Raw genomic sequence first — 14,284 nt, forward strand, 5'->3', positions numbered from 1 at the left:
GGTCTCTGGTTCGGTCTAGGCATGACGCCCCGGGCTGCCAAGGCGCTCACCGCTGGCCTCCCGGAAGCGGTGCTCGTGGCGCGGCTCCCAGCCCAGCCGCAGCTCCTCGCCGATTTCCTGGTTGCCGTCGCAGGTCCAGCGCAGCGGGCCCTGCGCGCTCTCCAGCAGCAGCTGCTGGCTGGCGCCGTGCCACTCGCGGCTGCGCACCCGCACCGGCACCCCGCCGCTGTCCACCGCCACCAGGTGCTCGGGCCGGATGCCCACCACGGTGCCGTCGTCCTGGGGCAGCAGGTTGATCTGCGGCCGGCCGATGAAGCCGGCCACGAACAGGTTGGCGGGGTGGTGGTACAGCTCCCGGGGCGTGCCGCACTGCTGCAGGCGGCCGTCGTGCAGCACGGCGATGCGGTCGGCGATGCCCATGGCCTCCTGCTGGTCGTGGGTCACGTGGATCGCCGGGGCCCGGCCGCCGCTGAGGATCGCCCGCAGCTGGGGGCGCAGCTCCTCGCGCAGCTGGGCGTCGAGGTTGCTCATCGGCTCGTCGAGCAGCATCAGCTGCGGCTTGCGCAGCAGGGCCCGGGCCAGGGCCACCCGCTGGCGCTGGCCGCCGGAGAGCTGGGCGGGTCGGCGCCGCCGCAGCCCACCCAGCTGCAGCAGCTCCAGCACCGCCGCCAGCTCCTGCTCGCGCTGCTCCGGCGGCACGCCGCGCAGTTCCATCCCCAGGGTGAGGTTGCGCTCCACGCTCAGGTGCGGGTAGAGGGCGTAGCTCTGGAACACCATCGCCACCCGTCGCCGCGCCGGCGGCCGGTGGGTGATGTCGCGGCCGTCGAGCAGGATGCGGCCCTCGTCGCAGGGATCGAGGCCGGCGATCACCCGCAGCACCGTGCTCTTGCCGCAGCCGCTGGGGCCGAGCAGCGCCAGGCACTCGCCGGCGGCCACCTCGAGATTGATGCCGTCGAGGATGGCGCGCTCACCGATGCGCCGGCAGAGCCCTTCCAGCCGCAGGCTCGCGGTCTTGGTCATCCCTTGATCGCTCCCTGGGTGAGGCCGGCCACGATCTGGCGCTGGAACAGCAGCAGCAGGGCCAGCAGCGGCACGCTGCCCAGCACCGTGGCGGCGGCGAAGGCCCCGTAGGGCACGGTGTACACCGACGAGCCGGCGATCCGTGCCATCGCCGGGGCCAGGGTGAGCAGCTCGCTGCGGCTGATCCAGGTGAGGGCGATCGGAAACTCGTTCCAGCTGAACAGGAACACCAGCAGGCCGGTGCTCACCACCGCCGGCCCCATCAGCGGCAGCAGGATCCAGCGCAGCCGCTGCCAGAGGCTGAAGCCCTCCAGCACCGCGCTCTCCTCCAGCTCCGGCGGCAGTTCGGCGAAGGCGGCCTGCAGCAGCAGCACCGCCAGCGGCAGCTGCAGGCCGGCGTAGGGCAGGCAGAGGGCCAGGAGGCTGTTGGCCAGCCCCAGCTGGCGGGCCACCTGCAGGAGGGCCAGGAACAGCAGCACGTAGGGGAACACGGCCGCCGCCAGCAGGCCGCCGCCCACCAGCAGCCGCAGCAGGCCGCGGCGGCGGCTGAGGGCGTAGGCGCAGGGGATCGCCAGCGCCAGGGTGAGCAGGGTGCTCAGGGCCCCCACCACCGTGCTGTTGAGCAGGTAGCGCCAGAAGGGCGGATCGCCGCCGAGCACGGCGCCGTAGTTGGCCAGCGTCCAGCCGCCGGCCAGGCCGCCGGCACCCGCCAGCAGGGCCTCGGGGGTGCGCAGGGACGTGTACAGCTGCCAGAGCATCGGCCCCAGGCTCCAGAGCAGCAGCAGCGCCACCAGCGCCGTGCGGGTACCGCCCCTCATGCCCCCACCTCCGCCTGGCGCCGCCAGAGCAGCAGCGCCGCCGCCCCCAGGAGCAGCAGCAGGAACATGCCCAGCATCACCGTGGCGCTGTAACCGAAATCGAGGAAGCGCATGGCGTTGAGGTAGGCGTACACGGCCAGGCTCTCGGTGCTGCTGGCCGGGCCGCCGCCGGTGAGCACGGCGATCAGGTCGAACACCCCCAGCGCCTGGGCCAGGCGGAACAGCGCCGCGATGAAGATGTAGGGACGCAGCAGGGGCAGGGTGATGCGCCGCAGGCCCTGCCAGGGCGTGCCGCCCTCCAGGGCGAAGGCCTCGTAGAGGTCGGCCGGGATCATCTGCAGGCCGGCCAGGAGCAGCAGCGCCACGAACGGGGTGGTCTTCCAGACGTCGGCCACCACCGTGGCCACCCAGGCGAGATCGGGCGACGCCAGGAACGGCACCGTGGCCAGTCCCAGGCTCTGCACCACCCCGTTCAGCGGGCCGTGGGGATCGTTGAAGATCCAGCGCCAGCCCAGGGCCATCACGGTGGTGGGCAGGGCCCAGGGCAGCAGCGCCAGGCTGCGCACCGTGCCGCGGCCGCGCCAGCGCTGGTGCAGCAGCAGGGCGATCGCCAGGCCCGCCACCAGCTCCAGCGCCACCGACACCAGCGCGAAGCGCAGGGTCTGCCCGGCGTCCTGCCAGAAGCGCCCGTCGGCCAGCAGCCGCTGCCAGTTGGCCGCCCCCACCGGCACGGTCTCCAGGCCCGTGAACACCGACTGGGCCTGCAGGCTCAGCCAGGCGTAGTCGAGCAGGGGCCACACGAACACCGCCAGCAGCAGCAGCAGGGCCGGGGCCATCAGCAGCAGGCTGCTCATCGGCCCACCTCCTGGCCGCTGGCGCGCAGCAGCAGATCGCTCTCGCGGCCCGCCCGCGCCATGGCCGTGGCCGCCTCACCGCGCCCGCTGATCAGGGCGCTGAGCTGACGCTGGAGGATGTCGCTGAGCTGGGCGTAGCCGGGGTTCAGCGGGCGCAGCACCGCCTGATCCAGGGCCTGGCGCAGCTGGGGAAGCTGCGGGCGCTCGGCCACCAGCTCCGGGTCGTCGAACAGGTGCTGCAGGGTGGGGGTGTAGCCGTAACGGCTCACCAGCCGGCGCTGGCTGGCCTCTCCGGTGAGGGCCCGCAGCACCGTCACCGCCGTCTCCGGATGGGGGCTGCCGCTGAGCAGCGAGAACCCCCAGCTGCCCTGGGTGGCGGCAGGGGCGGCGCCCGGCTCGGCCACCATCGTGGTGATGCCCACCCGGCCGGCCACGGCGCTGCCCGGGCGTTGCAGCTCCTGCCAGGCATAGGGCCAGTTGCGCATGAAGGCCGCCTCCCCCGCCTCGAAGCTCTGCAGGGCCTCCGGCTCGGCGAAGTTGGCCACCGCCCGGGGGCTGATGCCCTCGTTCACCAGCTGCTGCAGCCAGCCCGCGGCCCGGGCCGCGGCCGGCGAGGCCAGCCCGACGCCGGCTTCGCCGGGGCCCCACTGGCCGCCGAAGCCGCTGATCAGTTCCACGAACACGCAGCTCAGTCCCTCGTACTGGCGGCCCTGCCACACGTAGCCCCAGCGCACCTTGCCCTGCTGCTGAAGAGCGCGGGCGATCGCCACCAGCTCATCGGGGGTGCGCGGCGGGGCCGCCATCAGGTCGGTGCGCCAGTAGAGCAGGCCCATGTCGGCCACCAGCGGCAGGCGGTAGAGGCGGCCGTCGATGCGGTTGCCGGCCCGGGCGCCGGTCACCAGCGGTTCGAGGGCCTCGGGCCCGAGCCAGGGATCGAGCGGTTCCAGCCACCCGGCCGCGGCGTACTTGGCCGTCCAGGTCACGTCCATCAGCAGCAGGTCGTAGGGGCTGTCGCCCAGCAGCAGGCTGCTGATCGCCAGGTCGGACACGGCGTCGGTCTCGAACGGGCCGCGGGTCACGGCGATGCGCACGTCCCGGTGGGCGCGGTTGAAGGTGGCCACCAGATCGGCGGTGGCATCGGCGAAGGGGGCGGGCATCAGCACCCGCACCACGGTGGCCGGCCGGGCCCAGACCCAGCTCAGCAGGCCCATGGCCAGGGCCAGCAGCAGCCCGAGGGCGATCGCCGTCAGCCGCCGGCTCAAAGCGCCCGCAGGGCCCCCAGCTGTTCCTCGGCCCAATGCTGCACCGTGAACGTCTCCACGGTGGCGCCCATCGCCGCCATGCGCTCGCGTTGCTCCGCCTCCGGCATCTCCAGGGCCGCCAGGATCGCCGCGTCCATGCTGCTGTGGGAGTAGGGGTTGGTGAGCAGGGCCTGCTCCAGCTCCACCGACACGCCGGTGAATTCCGAGAGCACCAGGGCGCCGCCGCGCCCCTGGCGCACGGCGATGTACTCCTTGGCCACCAGGTTGAGGCCGTCGCGCAGGGGGGTGATCCAGCACACGTCGGCCTCGCTGAACCAGGCCAGCAGCTCCTCGTAGGGCACCCGCCGGGTGGAGAGGCGGATGGGGGTCCAGTCGATGCGGCCGAAGCGGCCGTTGATGCGGCCCACGATCTCCTCCACCGAGCGCTGGATGTCCTCGTAGATGCGCATGCCGCTGGCGGCGGCCACGCAGGCCAGGAACAGTTCCACGCGGCCGTGCCAGTCGGGCCGCTGCTCCAGCAGCCGCTCGTAGGCCAGCAGCATCTCCTCGTTGCCCTTGGTGTAGTCCACCCGGGAAGCCGAGAGGATCAGCTTGCGGCCGCTGTGCTGCGCGGCGATCTGGGCGGCCATGGCCCGCACCTCCTCGCCGGCGGCGATGTCGCGCAGGGCCTGGGGCGAGGTGCCCACTGGCGAGGCCAGCAGGTGCACCCTGCGGCCCTCGTGGTCCAGCCAGGGCACCGCCGTGGGTTCGGCCAGGGCGCAGCCCACGCGGCGGAACCGGCCATCCACCGGGATCGGATCGCCCCCCTGCACCCCGCGCAGGTTCATGGCGTTGCGGGCGAAGTTGTTGGCGTAGCGGGGGATGTGGAACCCCACCAGATCGCAGCTCAGCAGGCTGTCGAGAATCGCGTCGCGCCAGGGCAGGATGCTGAACACGTCGTTGGAGGGGAACGGCGTGTGGTGGAAGAAGGCGATGCGCACATCCGGCCGCTGCGCGCGGATGTAACCGGGCGTCAGCCAGAGGTTGTAGTCATGCACCCAGATGGTGGCCCCCGGCGCGGCCTCCTCGCAGGCGGCGCGGGCGAAGGAGCGGTTCACCGCCTCGAAGGTCGCCCAGTCAGAGTTGTCGACGCTGAACAGCCCCGGAAAGCTGTGCAGGATCGGCCAGAATGACTCCTTGGAGGTGACGTGATAAAAGCTGGAGATCTGCTCCGGCGTCAGCGGCAGACGGCGCAGGTGGAAGCGCTGACCGTCCTTGTCGATGCTGAGCCGCTCGTCGGGGCTGCTGGCGGCCTCGGCATCCTCACGCCAGGAGATCCAGGTGCCACCGCGCTCCTCCTGGAAGAGATTGCGCAGGGTGGGGATGATGCCGTTGGGGCTCTTCTGATCGACCCACTGGCGCTGTCCGTCGCTGCTGACCCTCTCGTCGTAGGGAGAGCGGTGATAGACGAGCACGAACCGACTGGTGCCCGCGGTGCTGGCCGAGGTGGCTGCAGGGGCGGTGATGGTGTTTGTTGCGCTGCTGCGCTCCTGCAGTTCGCTGACCATGTTCTGCCTGCTCTTTTGGGTGATGGATTGGATGCTGGTTGATGCCTTCAGTGTCGTGATCGTCGCCCCGGCAATGCACAGCTCAGGAGGCTCCGGCCTCGGTTTCCAGATGTAGCGGAAGCTGCGCCGCAGGGTGTAATGCGAAGATCCGCTGAATTCTGTACGCTCACTCCACCCCACCACAGCTGATCAACAATGTCAACCCGTCCGGGCTCCGCTGATCGGCGAGATCCCAGTCGGGAGAGGCGGTTCCGGCGATCGGTCGAGTTTCCCCGGCGGCGGCCGGCCCACCCAATCGCTCCCCGGCAGGACGCGCCCCGGATCCCCTGCCTGGCCAGAGGGAAGCTGCTCGCCGGGAGGGGCAGGGGCATCGGAGCGAAGAGCGATCACCTGAGATGACCGTGGGTGCAAGACATCCGGAACGGCGTAGGGTGCAGACGATCCCGATCCAGGCACCCGCATGCTGAAGTCATGGCTTCGCGGCACCACGCTGGCTTGTGCCATGGCCGTTTGCGGCACGGTCGTGCCCGCCCTCGCCGATACGGTTCAGGCCCGCTGCGATGTGTATCCGAAGGGTGAAGACCGGGCGAAATCGTCAGGTCTTTGCAGCTTCTCCCAGCGGCAGGGTTTCGTCGGCATCGAACTCAAGAACGGCAAGCGCTACGACCTGTCGCCGAACGCGCAGCAGCCTGATGGCTACACCGACCGGAACGGCCGGGCGGTGACCCGTGAACTCCTCGAAGGCAACCGCGGCCAGGTGTACCGCTTCAAGGAGAAGTCGATCTTCGTGTACTGGGACACCGCTCCCTACACCCCCTGAGCCGCGTCCGGGGCAGGGACAGCGCCGGGGGATGATCCTGGGCTGAGTCCAGCGCCACTCCGGCCCGCCCCGCCATGCTCTCGGTTCTCGATGCCCTGAACGGCCAGCTGCTGGCTGCGATGGAGCGGGCGTTTCCCGAGGCGAGCGCCAGGGCCCGCGAATCAGGCAGCAGCCCCGATCCCCAGCTGGCGCCGGCCAGCAAGCCCGAGTTCGGCGACTTCCAGGCCAACGGCGCCCTGCCCCTGGCCAAGCCTCTCGGCCAGCCGCCCCGCCAGATCGCGGCGGCCATCGTGGAGCAGCTCGCCGCCGATCCCGCCTTCAGCGCGCTTTGCCTGGAGCCGCAGATCGCAGGCCCCGGCTTCATCAACCTCACCCTGCGGCCCGAGCGGCTCACGGCCGAGGTGGCGGCTCGCCTCGGCGACCCCCGCCTGGGGGTGTCCACGGCCTCCGAGGAGGCGGGGGGGCAGGCGCCGGCTCCGGTGGTGGTGGATTTCTCCAGCCCCAACATCGCCAAGGAGATGCACGTGGGGCACTTGCGCTCCACGATCATCGGCGACTGCCTGGCGCGGGTGCTGGAGTTCCGCGGCCATCCGGTGCTGCGGCTCAACCATGTGGGCGACTGGGGCACCCAGTTCGGCATGCTGATCACCCACCTCAAGCAGGTGGCGCCCGAGGCCCTGGACACCGCTGATGCCGTCGACCTGGGCGATCTGGTGGCTTTCTACCGCCAGGCCAAGGCCCGCTTCGACGACGACGAAACCTTCCAGACCACCGCCCGTGAGGAGGTGGTGAAGCTGCAGGCCGGTGATCCCCTGTCGCTGAAGGCCTGGGGTCTGCTCTGCGACCAGAGCCGGCGCGAGTTCCAGAAGATCTACGACCGGCTCGACATCCGTCTGAGCGAGCGCGGCGAATCCTTTTACAACCCCTTCCTGCAGGCCGTGGTCGACGACCTCACGGCCGCCGGCCTGCTGGTGGTGGACGCCGGCGCAGGTTGCGTGTTCCTTGAGGGGGTGAGCGGCAAGGACGGCCAGCCCCTGCCGCTGATCGTGCAGAAGAGCGACGGCGGCTTCAACTACGCCACCACCGACCTGGCGGCGATCCGCTACCGCTTCGCTCCCAAGCCCGAGGGTGACGGCGCCGGCCGGGTCATCTACGTCACCGATGCGGGCCAGGCCAGCCACTTCGCCGGCGTGTTCCAGGTGGCCCGCCGCGCCGGCTGGATCCCGGAAGGCGCCAGCGTGGAGCACGTTCCCTTCGGCCTGGTGCAGGGCGAGGACGGCAAGAAGCTCAAGACCCGCGCCGGCGACACGGTGCGGCTGAAGGACCTGCTCGATGAGGCAGTGGAGCGGGCCGAGGCCGACCTGCGCCGCCGCCTGGCCGAGGAGGAGCGCCAGGAAGACGACACCTTCATCGAGCACGTGGCCACCACCGTGGGTCTGGCGGCGGTGAAGTATGCCGATCTGGCCACCAACCGGATCACCAACTACCAGTTCAGCTTCGATCGCATGCTGGCGCTCACGGGCAACACCGCCCCCTATCTGCTGTATGCGGTGGTGCGCATCGCCGGCATCGCCCGCAGGGGAGGGGATCTGGAGGGTGCTGGTGAATCGGTGGCTGGATCGGCTGCTGTTGCCGGTGGGGCTGCTCCTTGCGGGGACCTGAGCTTCAGCGAACCCCAGGAGTGGGCGCTGATCCGCGAACTGCTCAAGCTTGATGGCGTGATCGCCGAGGTGGAAACGGAACTGCTGCCCAACCGCCTGTGCAGTTACCTGTTCGAACTGAGCCAGGTGTTCAACCGCTTCTACGACCAGGTGCCGGTGCTCAAGGCCGACGAGCCCGCCCGCAGCTCCCGCCTGGCCCTCTGCCGCCTCACCGCCGACACGCTCAAGCTCGGCCTGGGGCTGCTGGGGATTCCCACCCTGGAGCGGATGTGAGGTGTCGGGGCCTCTCCGCGATGCAGGGGGAGGCCATCGGTGTCGACCCTTAAGACCTCAACGGCGCCATGGTCATCCTCAGGGACCGAGATCGTCCTCCCCCTGAGGCGCCAAAGGCCCCGCTGGTGGGTTTCGCTCCCCCTGTCGTTATCCGCCCACGCCGAGTCCCATGGATTCACGGACTCGGCTACCCAGATCGTTCGATGGACAAGGCCGATGGGTGTACAGACCTCCACTATCCTGATCCATGGGTAGGGATGCCCCGTGATGTCTCCAGCAACGGCATGACTCCGCTCCCGTGACCGATCCCCCCTTCCCCCTGGCCCGCCCCGAGGTGGAGCACCTGCAGGCCTACAGCGCCCCGCTGGAGGGGCGGCGGGGCCTGCTGCGGCTCGACTTCAACGAGAACACCATCGGACCGAGCCCCAGCGTGGTGGAAGCGCTGCGGGCGATTCCGGCCGATCAGATCGCCATCTATCCCGAATACGACGGTCTGCGCGAGGCGGTCGTGGCCAATCTCAGCCTGGCGGGGTTAGCCCATCCCCTCGGTCCCGACCAGATCGGCCTGTTCAACGGCGTTGACGCCGCCATCCACGCCATCTTCCACGCCTACGGCGACAGCTGGGAGACGCTGCTCACCACCAGCCCCACCTTCGGCTACTACACCCCCTGCGCCCGCATGCAGGGCATGGTGATCGAAGCGATTCCCTACGAGGGGCACCAGTTCGCCTTTCCCCTGGAGGCCATCCGCAAGGTGCTGCTGGATGAGCCCCACCCCCGGTTGCTGCTGATCTGCAATCCCAACAACCCCACCGGCACCCGGCTGGCGCCGGAGGTGATCCTGGAGCTGGCGGCCGCCGCCCCGCTCACCCTGGTGGTGGTGGACGAGCTGTATGAGGCCTTCACCGGCGACAGCGTGCTGCCCCTGGCCGACTTCAACGCCACGCCCAATCTGGTGGTGCTGCGCTCCCTGGCCAAGACTGCGGGACTGGCGGGCCTGCGCATCGGCTTCGCCATCGGCGCCGCGCCGGTGATCGAGCGCATCAGCCGCGTCACGGGCCCCTACGACATCAACAGCTTCGCCGTCACCGCCGCCTTCGCGGCCCTGGCCGACCAGCCCTACACCGATGCCTACGTGGCCGAGGTGCTGCGGGCGCGCGACTGGCTGCTGGAGCGCCTGCGCGAGGCCGGCGTGCGCCACCACGCCGCGGGCGGCAATTACCTGCTGATCTGGCCCGAGGGCCCGGCGGCGGAGGTGGAGCGGCGCCTGCGCAAGGCCGGCATCCTCGTGCGCTCCATGGCCGGCAAACCCCTGATCGATGGCTCCCTGCGGGTGAGCATCGGCACCGGCGCGCAGATGCAGCGGTTCTGGGAGGCCTATACCGCCATTATCTCCAACGACTCTTAGGGTTGAACAAGATGCGCTTGCTCACGATCAGACAATCCATGATCGGGGGATGACGGACGAAGGCTGATGGATGCATGCAATTGCATAGCATTGCGCCAAAAATCTGGGTGCCTGAGATTCCCATGTGGTCATTGATTGGCTGTGTAGCGCTGATTGCAGCAGGAGAGGAGCTTTATCCATTGCATGTTGCATGCCTGATTGTTGCCGCTGAATTAGAAATTGTTAGCTGGATTCTTGACTTACTCCGGAAGTGTTTCAAGCGCTAAGTCTGTATTGCCAGGAATGATTGCGGCCTTGCAATTGGATTCGCGGTGGTTGCTTCTCGGTGCGGCATGTATTTGATGGAGTGAGGGCCTGGCAGCCTCAACCACACCGTTGAAATGTTCATCGGCGGATATTCTTCGTTTAGAAGCTAGCTCCTATGCCGAAGTTAAACACATGCTTGTTGGACTCCTTGTCTGTATTCAGGATAAAGTCCGTAGTTGTTGGGCCGAGGTTAATGTAGGTATATCCCAGGGTGGCGAATGCGCTGAATGTCTCGTTGGAAAGCGCCTTGATGGGAATTGTCAATTGTGGACCAACGGAGAAAAATCCATAGGTTGAACCATCGTAAAACTTATTTCCCAGTCCAACCCTGAGCGGCAGTGAAAGCGTTACAGGTAGAGAAGATTCTGGTTGAAAAATGTAAGTAGGGGTGAGTCCAGGCTCAAATAGGACTGAATCAGATTGCAGGCCGAGTGTTGAGTCCCATGGGATCGTGTACAATAATGTGATTCGAGGCATCAAGCCAAAATTCTTCGCAGTCTGGCCTAGATCGTTATAGGCTATATCTGCTTTAATATAAGCTCCTTGGCCAAAAGCGTCAGCGGGAGATGTATATGTTGTGGCAGAGGCAGTAAAGTTGAGCCTGTCTGCCATGGTTATAGATAAGCCTGCGATCAGGTCAAGTTCTGTAAAGTTTTTGAACGATGAAGTTGGACTTGAAAGATTGTCGCTTGTGCTGAAGTCGTTCCACTGGGAAATAAATCCGGTAACGTTATTGACGAAGCTTTCGGGCCTGTTGTCGATGGCTTTGTCGAAAAAGCTGTAACGCAGGGAAACGAGGGTTTGAATTGTGGCGCCTTCTTCCTGAATCGTGACGCCATATGAAATATAATCTGACAAAAGATCGACTTTTATTAGGCCGGAGAATCTCTGGTCGCTCGATTCATCTGTAGCAGTGTTCTTGGCATTATCGCTTTCAGGCTTGGGTGCTGCACCTGGCTGGGACTGTTGTTGTCGGGCCTGTTGGCGTTCTCGCTTCCACTTCTCGGCAAGGTCATATTCAATTTGATCCATGTAGATGTCATTTGCTTCTGCCGGCAAGGCAGTAGCTAGAATCACTGCTGATATTCCTTTCAGGGCGGCTTTCTGAAGTGAATTCATGGCGCTTAGAACGTGTAGCGAGCACCGGTCTTGATCGTCCAGTTGCGGGCGCCATTAGGCATCAACGTGCCAAATGATGTGTCCTCGAACAGGAAAGTTGAGGTGTAAGTATATCTCCCGCCAAGGTAGAATTCCATCTGGTCTCCGAGCAAATAAGAAATGCCGGCCTCAAAGTTCAGAACTGGTTGGGTGTCGCTGGCATCCAGTTTGCGATCCACGCCGATTGAAGGAAAGAATGCTGGCTGGAGCCCGGAGATTTTGCTTGTCATCAGGCCTACGCCAGCGCCGATGTAAGGGCGAAAGCGGCGTTCATAGCCAAAGCCATTAAGGTCGTAATAGACGTTTACGGTATAGCTGTCAAGCTTCACGTCGCCATTTGCGGGAAATCGGGCGCCGTTATTGCCCACGGGGCCAACGACGGGATCTTCAACGGGAATAGGAATGCCTGGTCGGATCTTGGACACGGCATTTTGCATTGTGGAGTATTCAAAGCTAAATCTGAAGTTTCTGTCATACCGGTAGCCTATGCCCACGCCACCGTAAAGGCCCGGTTCGAATGTCAGATTCGTAATCCCGTTCTCCCCTGCGAACTCGCGCTGCTGCAGTCCGATATCGCCCTGCACATAAATGCCATTCTTGGGAAGTGCAATCTTTTTCCCCTCAGGAGTCACGCCTGCGGCGCGCTTGAGGATCATAAGCTGAACTTCAAGTTGCTTGATCTGTTCAATGATCTCGTCCTTGGAGAGTTGAGGTTCAGGCCCTACTTTCTCGTTGATTTCAGGTTGTGGCTGAGACTCTTCTCCTGAGGCCAGCGTATGAACTGAGTCGCTGACCGTTTTCTGCAGGTCGCTTCCCGTCAGGGAAGGCGAGGGTGCGACTAGAGGTTCAGCCGCCAGGGCTGGAGGCGCCATGAAAATGATGAGGAGAGGAGCAGCGCCTCGCATGGACCATGCCTCATGAATGTGGGCGATGTCTACGCGATGTCCCAGGGAAGCCGTGTTCGCCAGTGCCGCTTCAGTTACTGCACACTGATCCCGCCACTCCTGAAGAATTTCTAATGCTGATGCCTTCGTTGTGAGTTTCGCCTCGATGGAGAAGCGCACACCTGTCGAAGCCGCCTGTTGGTGCCGGGTGGATCTGCCGTTGCTCGCGATCCGCCGGGCATAGGCTTCGATGCCAGGCCCTTGCCCATGAGCTGTTCGTGATCTGGCAGTTCGGTTGGACAGGTTTGTTGAGGTTGGGCGGTGTGTGCGCGATTGGTGACCTCAGCACCAGGGATCTCACCGCAGCACCTTGATCACCGGGCCCTCCCCCAGCCCGGTGGAGAGGTTGACGGTGCGGCCGGGGCGCTGCACCGGGGTGCCGCCCATGGCCTGCAGGAACGGCTCCACGCTGCCCTGATCGCAACCGGCGGGCACCGCGCCGCTCACGTACTGCACCGGGATCACCACCCGCGGCCGCAGTTCGCGCACCACCTCGGCCGCTTCGCCGCCATTGAACACCTTGGCGCCGCCGCCCACCCCGAGGATCAGCACGTCCGGACGGCTGAGCATCACCTTGTCGGCGGGGCTGAGGGGGCCGGCGGTGCCGCCCATGTGGACGAAGCTCAGGCCCCCCTGCTGCCAGCGCCAGAGGGTGGCCCGCCCGAAGCGGCGGCCGCCCACGCGATCCCGCGGGGTGCTGAGGCCCTCGATGCGCAGCCCGCCCACCTGGAAGCTGCCCGGATCGGCCAGGAACCGCCCCGAGGCCACCGGCGCCCCCTCATCCAGCAGCCGGCTGCTGGCGAGGATCACGCTGGCGCTCACCCGTGGCTCCGCCAGACCCGCTGCGCAACCCACCGCCTTGAAGGGATTGAGCAGCACCCGGGCGCCACCGCCCTGGATCAGCAGGGCGCCGTGGCCGTAGCTGGTGATCGACACGCCGCTGGCGGCGGCTGCCGGTGGCAGGGCCACGCCCTGCAGCACGACGGCAGGCAGCGCCGTGGCGGTGGCGGCGAGGGTGGACAGCAGTCGCATCGGCGCAGCCAATCAGGGCAGCCAGCAAGGGCGCGACGCTACTGCAGGCGGCGGGGCGCCAGAACCTTTGGGGGGACGCTCGGCCGGCTGCCTGCGCTTCAACCGGTCGCCGGCCGCTCGGCCTGGCGCAGGAAATTGGCCAGCAGCTGGTGCCCCGCCTCGGTGAGCACACTCTCGGGGTGGAACTGCACCCCCTCGATGTGGGGCAACTGCCGGTGGCGCAGCCCCATGATCGTGCCGTCCTCCAGCCAGGCGGTGATCTCCAGGCAGTCGGGCAGGCTCTCGCGCTCGGCGATCAGGCTGTGGTAGCGGGTGGCGGTGAGCGGATCGGGCAGCCCCGCGAACACCCCCTGGCCGCTGTGATGCACCGGTGAGGTCTTGCCGTGCATCAGCTCGGCGGCCCGCACCACCCGGCCGCCGTACACCTGGGCGATCGACTGGTGCCCCAGGCACACCCCCAGGGTGGGCACCGTGGGGCTCAGCTCCCGCAGCACCTCCAGGCACACCCCCGACTGGTCGGGATCGCCGGGTCCCGGCGAAATCACGATCGCCGCCGGTTTCAGGGCGCGGATCTGCTCCAGGCTGAGGGCGTCGTTGCGCTCCACCCGCAGCTCGGCGGCCAGGGGGTGCTCAGAGGCCAGCTCGCCCAGGTACTGCACCAGGTTGAAGGTGAAGCTGTCGTAGTTGTCGAGCACCAGCAGCATCGGCCTCGTTTCTCAACGCCGGATCGGCGCTGGGCAGGTGGGAGCCTCCATTCAAAGGCCGAGCCGCGCCAGCAGGGGCGGGGCCAGCAGCAGCAGGGCGATCAGCAGCGAGGCCAGGGCCCCCACCAGCACGGCGGCGGCGGCGCAGTCCTTGGCGATGCGGGCCAGGGGGTGGAACTGGCGGCCGATGGCCAGATCCACCACCGCCTCGGTGGCGGTGTTGATCAGCTCCAGCACCAGCACCGCCGCCACGGTGAGCACCAGCACGGCCAGCTGGGCCGCGGGCAGCCCCAGCCACAGGCCCAGGCCGAACACCACCGCACCGGTGACCACGTGGATGCGGAAGTTGCGCTGGCTGCGGAAGCCATAGGCCAGCCCCTGGGCGGCGTAGCGGAAGCTGGCCGGCAGGTCGTTGGCCACCGCCCAGGCGCCCAGCCGGGCCGTGCGCCCGCGGCGTCGTTGCATCGGGGCCACGGT

14 protein-coding genes are annotated in these 14,284 nt (G+C 67.1%); 4 read left to right on the top strand and 10 right to left on the bottom strand.

Annotated features, from left to right (window positions below; genetic code table 11):
• Positions 1 to 15 precede the first annotated feature (15 nt).
• Genes KBY90_RS02240 through ggpS form a run of 5 tightly spaced genes read right to left on the bottom strand, consistent with a single transcriptional unit; the run spans position 16 to position 5,408 of the window.
• On the bottom strand, positions 16 to 1,020 hold the full coding sequence (locus tag KBY90_RS02240; RefSeq protein ID WP_254966771.1) for an ABC transporter ATP-binding protein: 1,005 nt from the start codon (positions 1,018 to 1,020) through the stop codon (positions 16 to 18).
• Positions 1,017 to 1,838 (bottom strand): carbohydrate ABC transporter permease, encoded by an 822-nt coding sequence (locus tag KBY90_RS02245; protein ID WP_254966772.1) that lies wholly within the window; start codon positions 1,836 to 1,838, stop codon positions 1,017 to 1,019. The genes KBY90_RS02240 and KBY90_RS02245 overlap by 4 nt, the downstream gene beginning before the upstream one ends.
• Positions 1,835 to 2,692, bottom strand: a complete 858-nt coding sequence (locus KBY90_RS02250; protein ID WP_254966773.1) for a carbohydrate ABC transporter permease — start codon at positions 2,690 to 2,692, stop codon at positions 1,835 to 1,837. The genes KBY90_RS02245 and KBY90_RS02250 overlap by 4 nt, the downstream gene beginning before the upstream one ends.
• Positions 2,689 to 3,903, bottom strand: coding sequence for an ABC transporter substrate-binding protein (locus tag KBY90_RS02255; RefSeq protein WP_254966933.1), 1,215 nt, complete (start codon positions 3,901 to 3,903; stop codon positions 2,689 to 2,691). Before KBY90_RS02255 ends, KBY90_RS02250 begins: the two co-directional genes overlap by 4 nt.
• Before the next feature lie 47 nt (positions 3,904 to 3,950).
• Positions 3,951 to 5,408, bottom strand: coding sequence for a glucosylglycerol-phosphate synthase (ggpS, locus tag KBY90_RS02260; protein ID WP_396122489.1), 1,458 nt, complete (start codon positions 5,406 to 5,408; stop codon positions 3,951 to 3,953).
• Between the two features lie 10 nt (positions 5,409 to 5,418).
• On the opposite strand from ggpS, the gene KBY90_RS02265 reads away from it, so the two are divergent.
• The 4 genes from KBY90_RS02265 (at position 5,419) to KBY90_RS02280 (ending at position 9,663) form a co-directional block, all read left to right on the top strand.
• Positions 5,419 to 5,616, top strand: coding sequence for a hypothetical protein (locus KBY90_RS02265; RefSeq protein WP_254966950.1), 198 nt, complete (start codon positions 5,419 to 5,421; stop codon positions 5,614 to 5,616).
• Positions 5,617 to 5,961: 345 nt separating this feature from the next.
• Positions 5,962 to 6,321 (top strand): hypothetical protein, encoded by a 360-nt coding sequence (locus KBY90_RS02270; RefSeq protein ID WP_254966775.1) that lies wholly within the window; start codon positions 5,962 to 5,964, stop codon positions 6,319 to 6,321.
• 74 nt (positions 6,322 to 6,395) lie between these two features.
• A complete protein-coding gene (gene argS / locus KBY90_RS02275; RefSeq protein ID WP_254966777.1) occupies positions 6,396 to 8,255 on the top strand; it encodes an arginine--tRNA ligase in 1,860 nt (619 codons plus the stop codon).
• A 298-nt stretch (positions 8,256 to 8,553) separates the two neighbouring features.
• A complete protein-coding gene (locus KBY90_RS02280; protein WP_254966778.1) occupies positions 8,554 to 9,663 on the top strand; it encodes a histidinol-phosphate transaminase in 1,110 nt (369 codons plus the stop codon).
• Positions 9,664 to 10,068: 405 nt separating this feature from the next.
• On the opposite strand, the gene KBY90_RS02285 is transcribed toward KBY90_RS02280, so the two are convergent.
• The 5 genes from KBY90_RS02285 to KBY90_RS02305 all read right to left on the bottom strand — a co-directional run bounded on the left by KBY90_RS02285 (position 10,069) and on the right by KBY90_RS02305 (position 14,272).
• Positions 10,069 to 11,088: a hypothetical protein gene (locus KBY90_RS02285; protein ID WP_254966779.1), complete on the bottom strand. Its 1,020-nt coding sequence runs from the start codon at positions 11,086 to 11,088 to the stop codon at positions 10,069 to 10,071.
• Between the two features lie 5 nt (positions 11,089 to 11,093).
• Positions 11,094 to 12,191 (bottom strand): outer membrane protein, encoded by a 1,098-nt coding sequence (locus KBY90_RS15050; RefSeq protein ID WP_254966781.1) that lies wholly within the window; start codon positions 12,189 to 12,191, stop codon positions 11,094 to 11,096.
• A gap of 177 nt (positions 12,192 to 12,368) precedes the next feature.
• Positions 12,369 to 13,103: an MBL fold metallo-hydrolase gene (locus KBY90_RS02295; RefSeq protein ID WP_254966783.1), complete on the bottom strand. Its 735-nt coding sequence runs from the start codon at positions 13,101 to 13,103 to the stop codon at positions 12,369 to 12,371.
• Positions 13,104 to 13,201: 98 nt separating this feature from the next.
• The gene (locus KBY90_RS02300; protein ID WP_254966784.1) at positions 13,202 to 13,807 is read right to left on the bottom strand and encodes an aminodeoxychorismate/anthranilate synthase component II; all 606 of its coding nucleotides are present in this window, start codon (positions 13,805 to 13,807) and stop codon (positions 13,202 to 13,204) included.
• Positions 13,808 to 13,858: 51 nt separating this feature from the next.
• Positions 13,859 to 14,272 (bottom strand): diacylglycerol kinase family protein, encoded by a 414-nt coding sequence (locus KBY90_RS02305; protein ID WP_254966934.1) that lies wholly within the window; start codon positions 14,270 to 14,272, stop codon positions 13,859 to 13,861.
• Positions 14,273 to 14,284 lie beyond the last annotated feature (12 nt).

The organism is Cyanobium sp. CH-040 (assembly GCF_024346135.1).
Lineage (GTDB): Bacteria > Cyanobacteriota > Cyanobacteriia > PCC-6307 > Cyanobiaceae > NIES-981.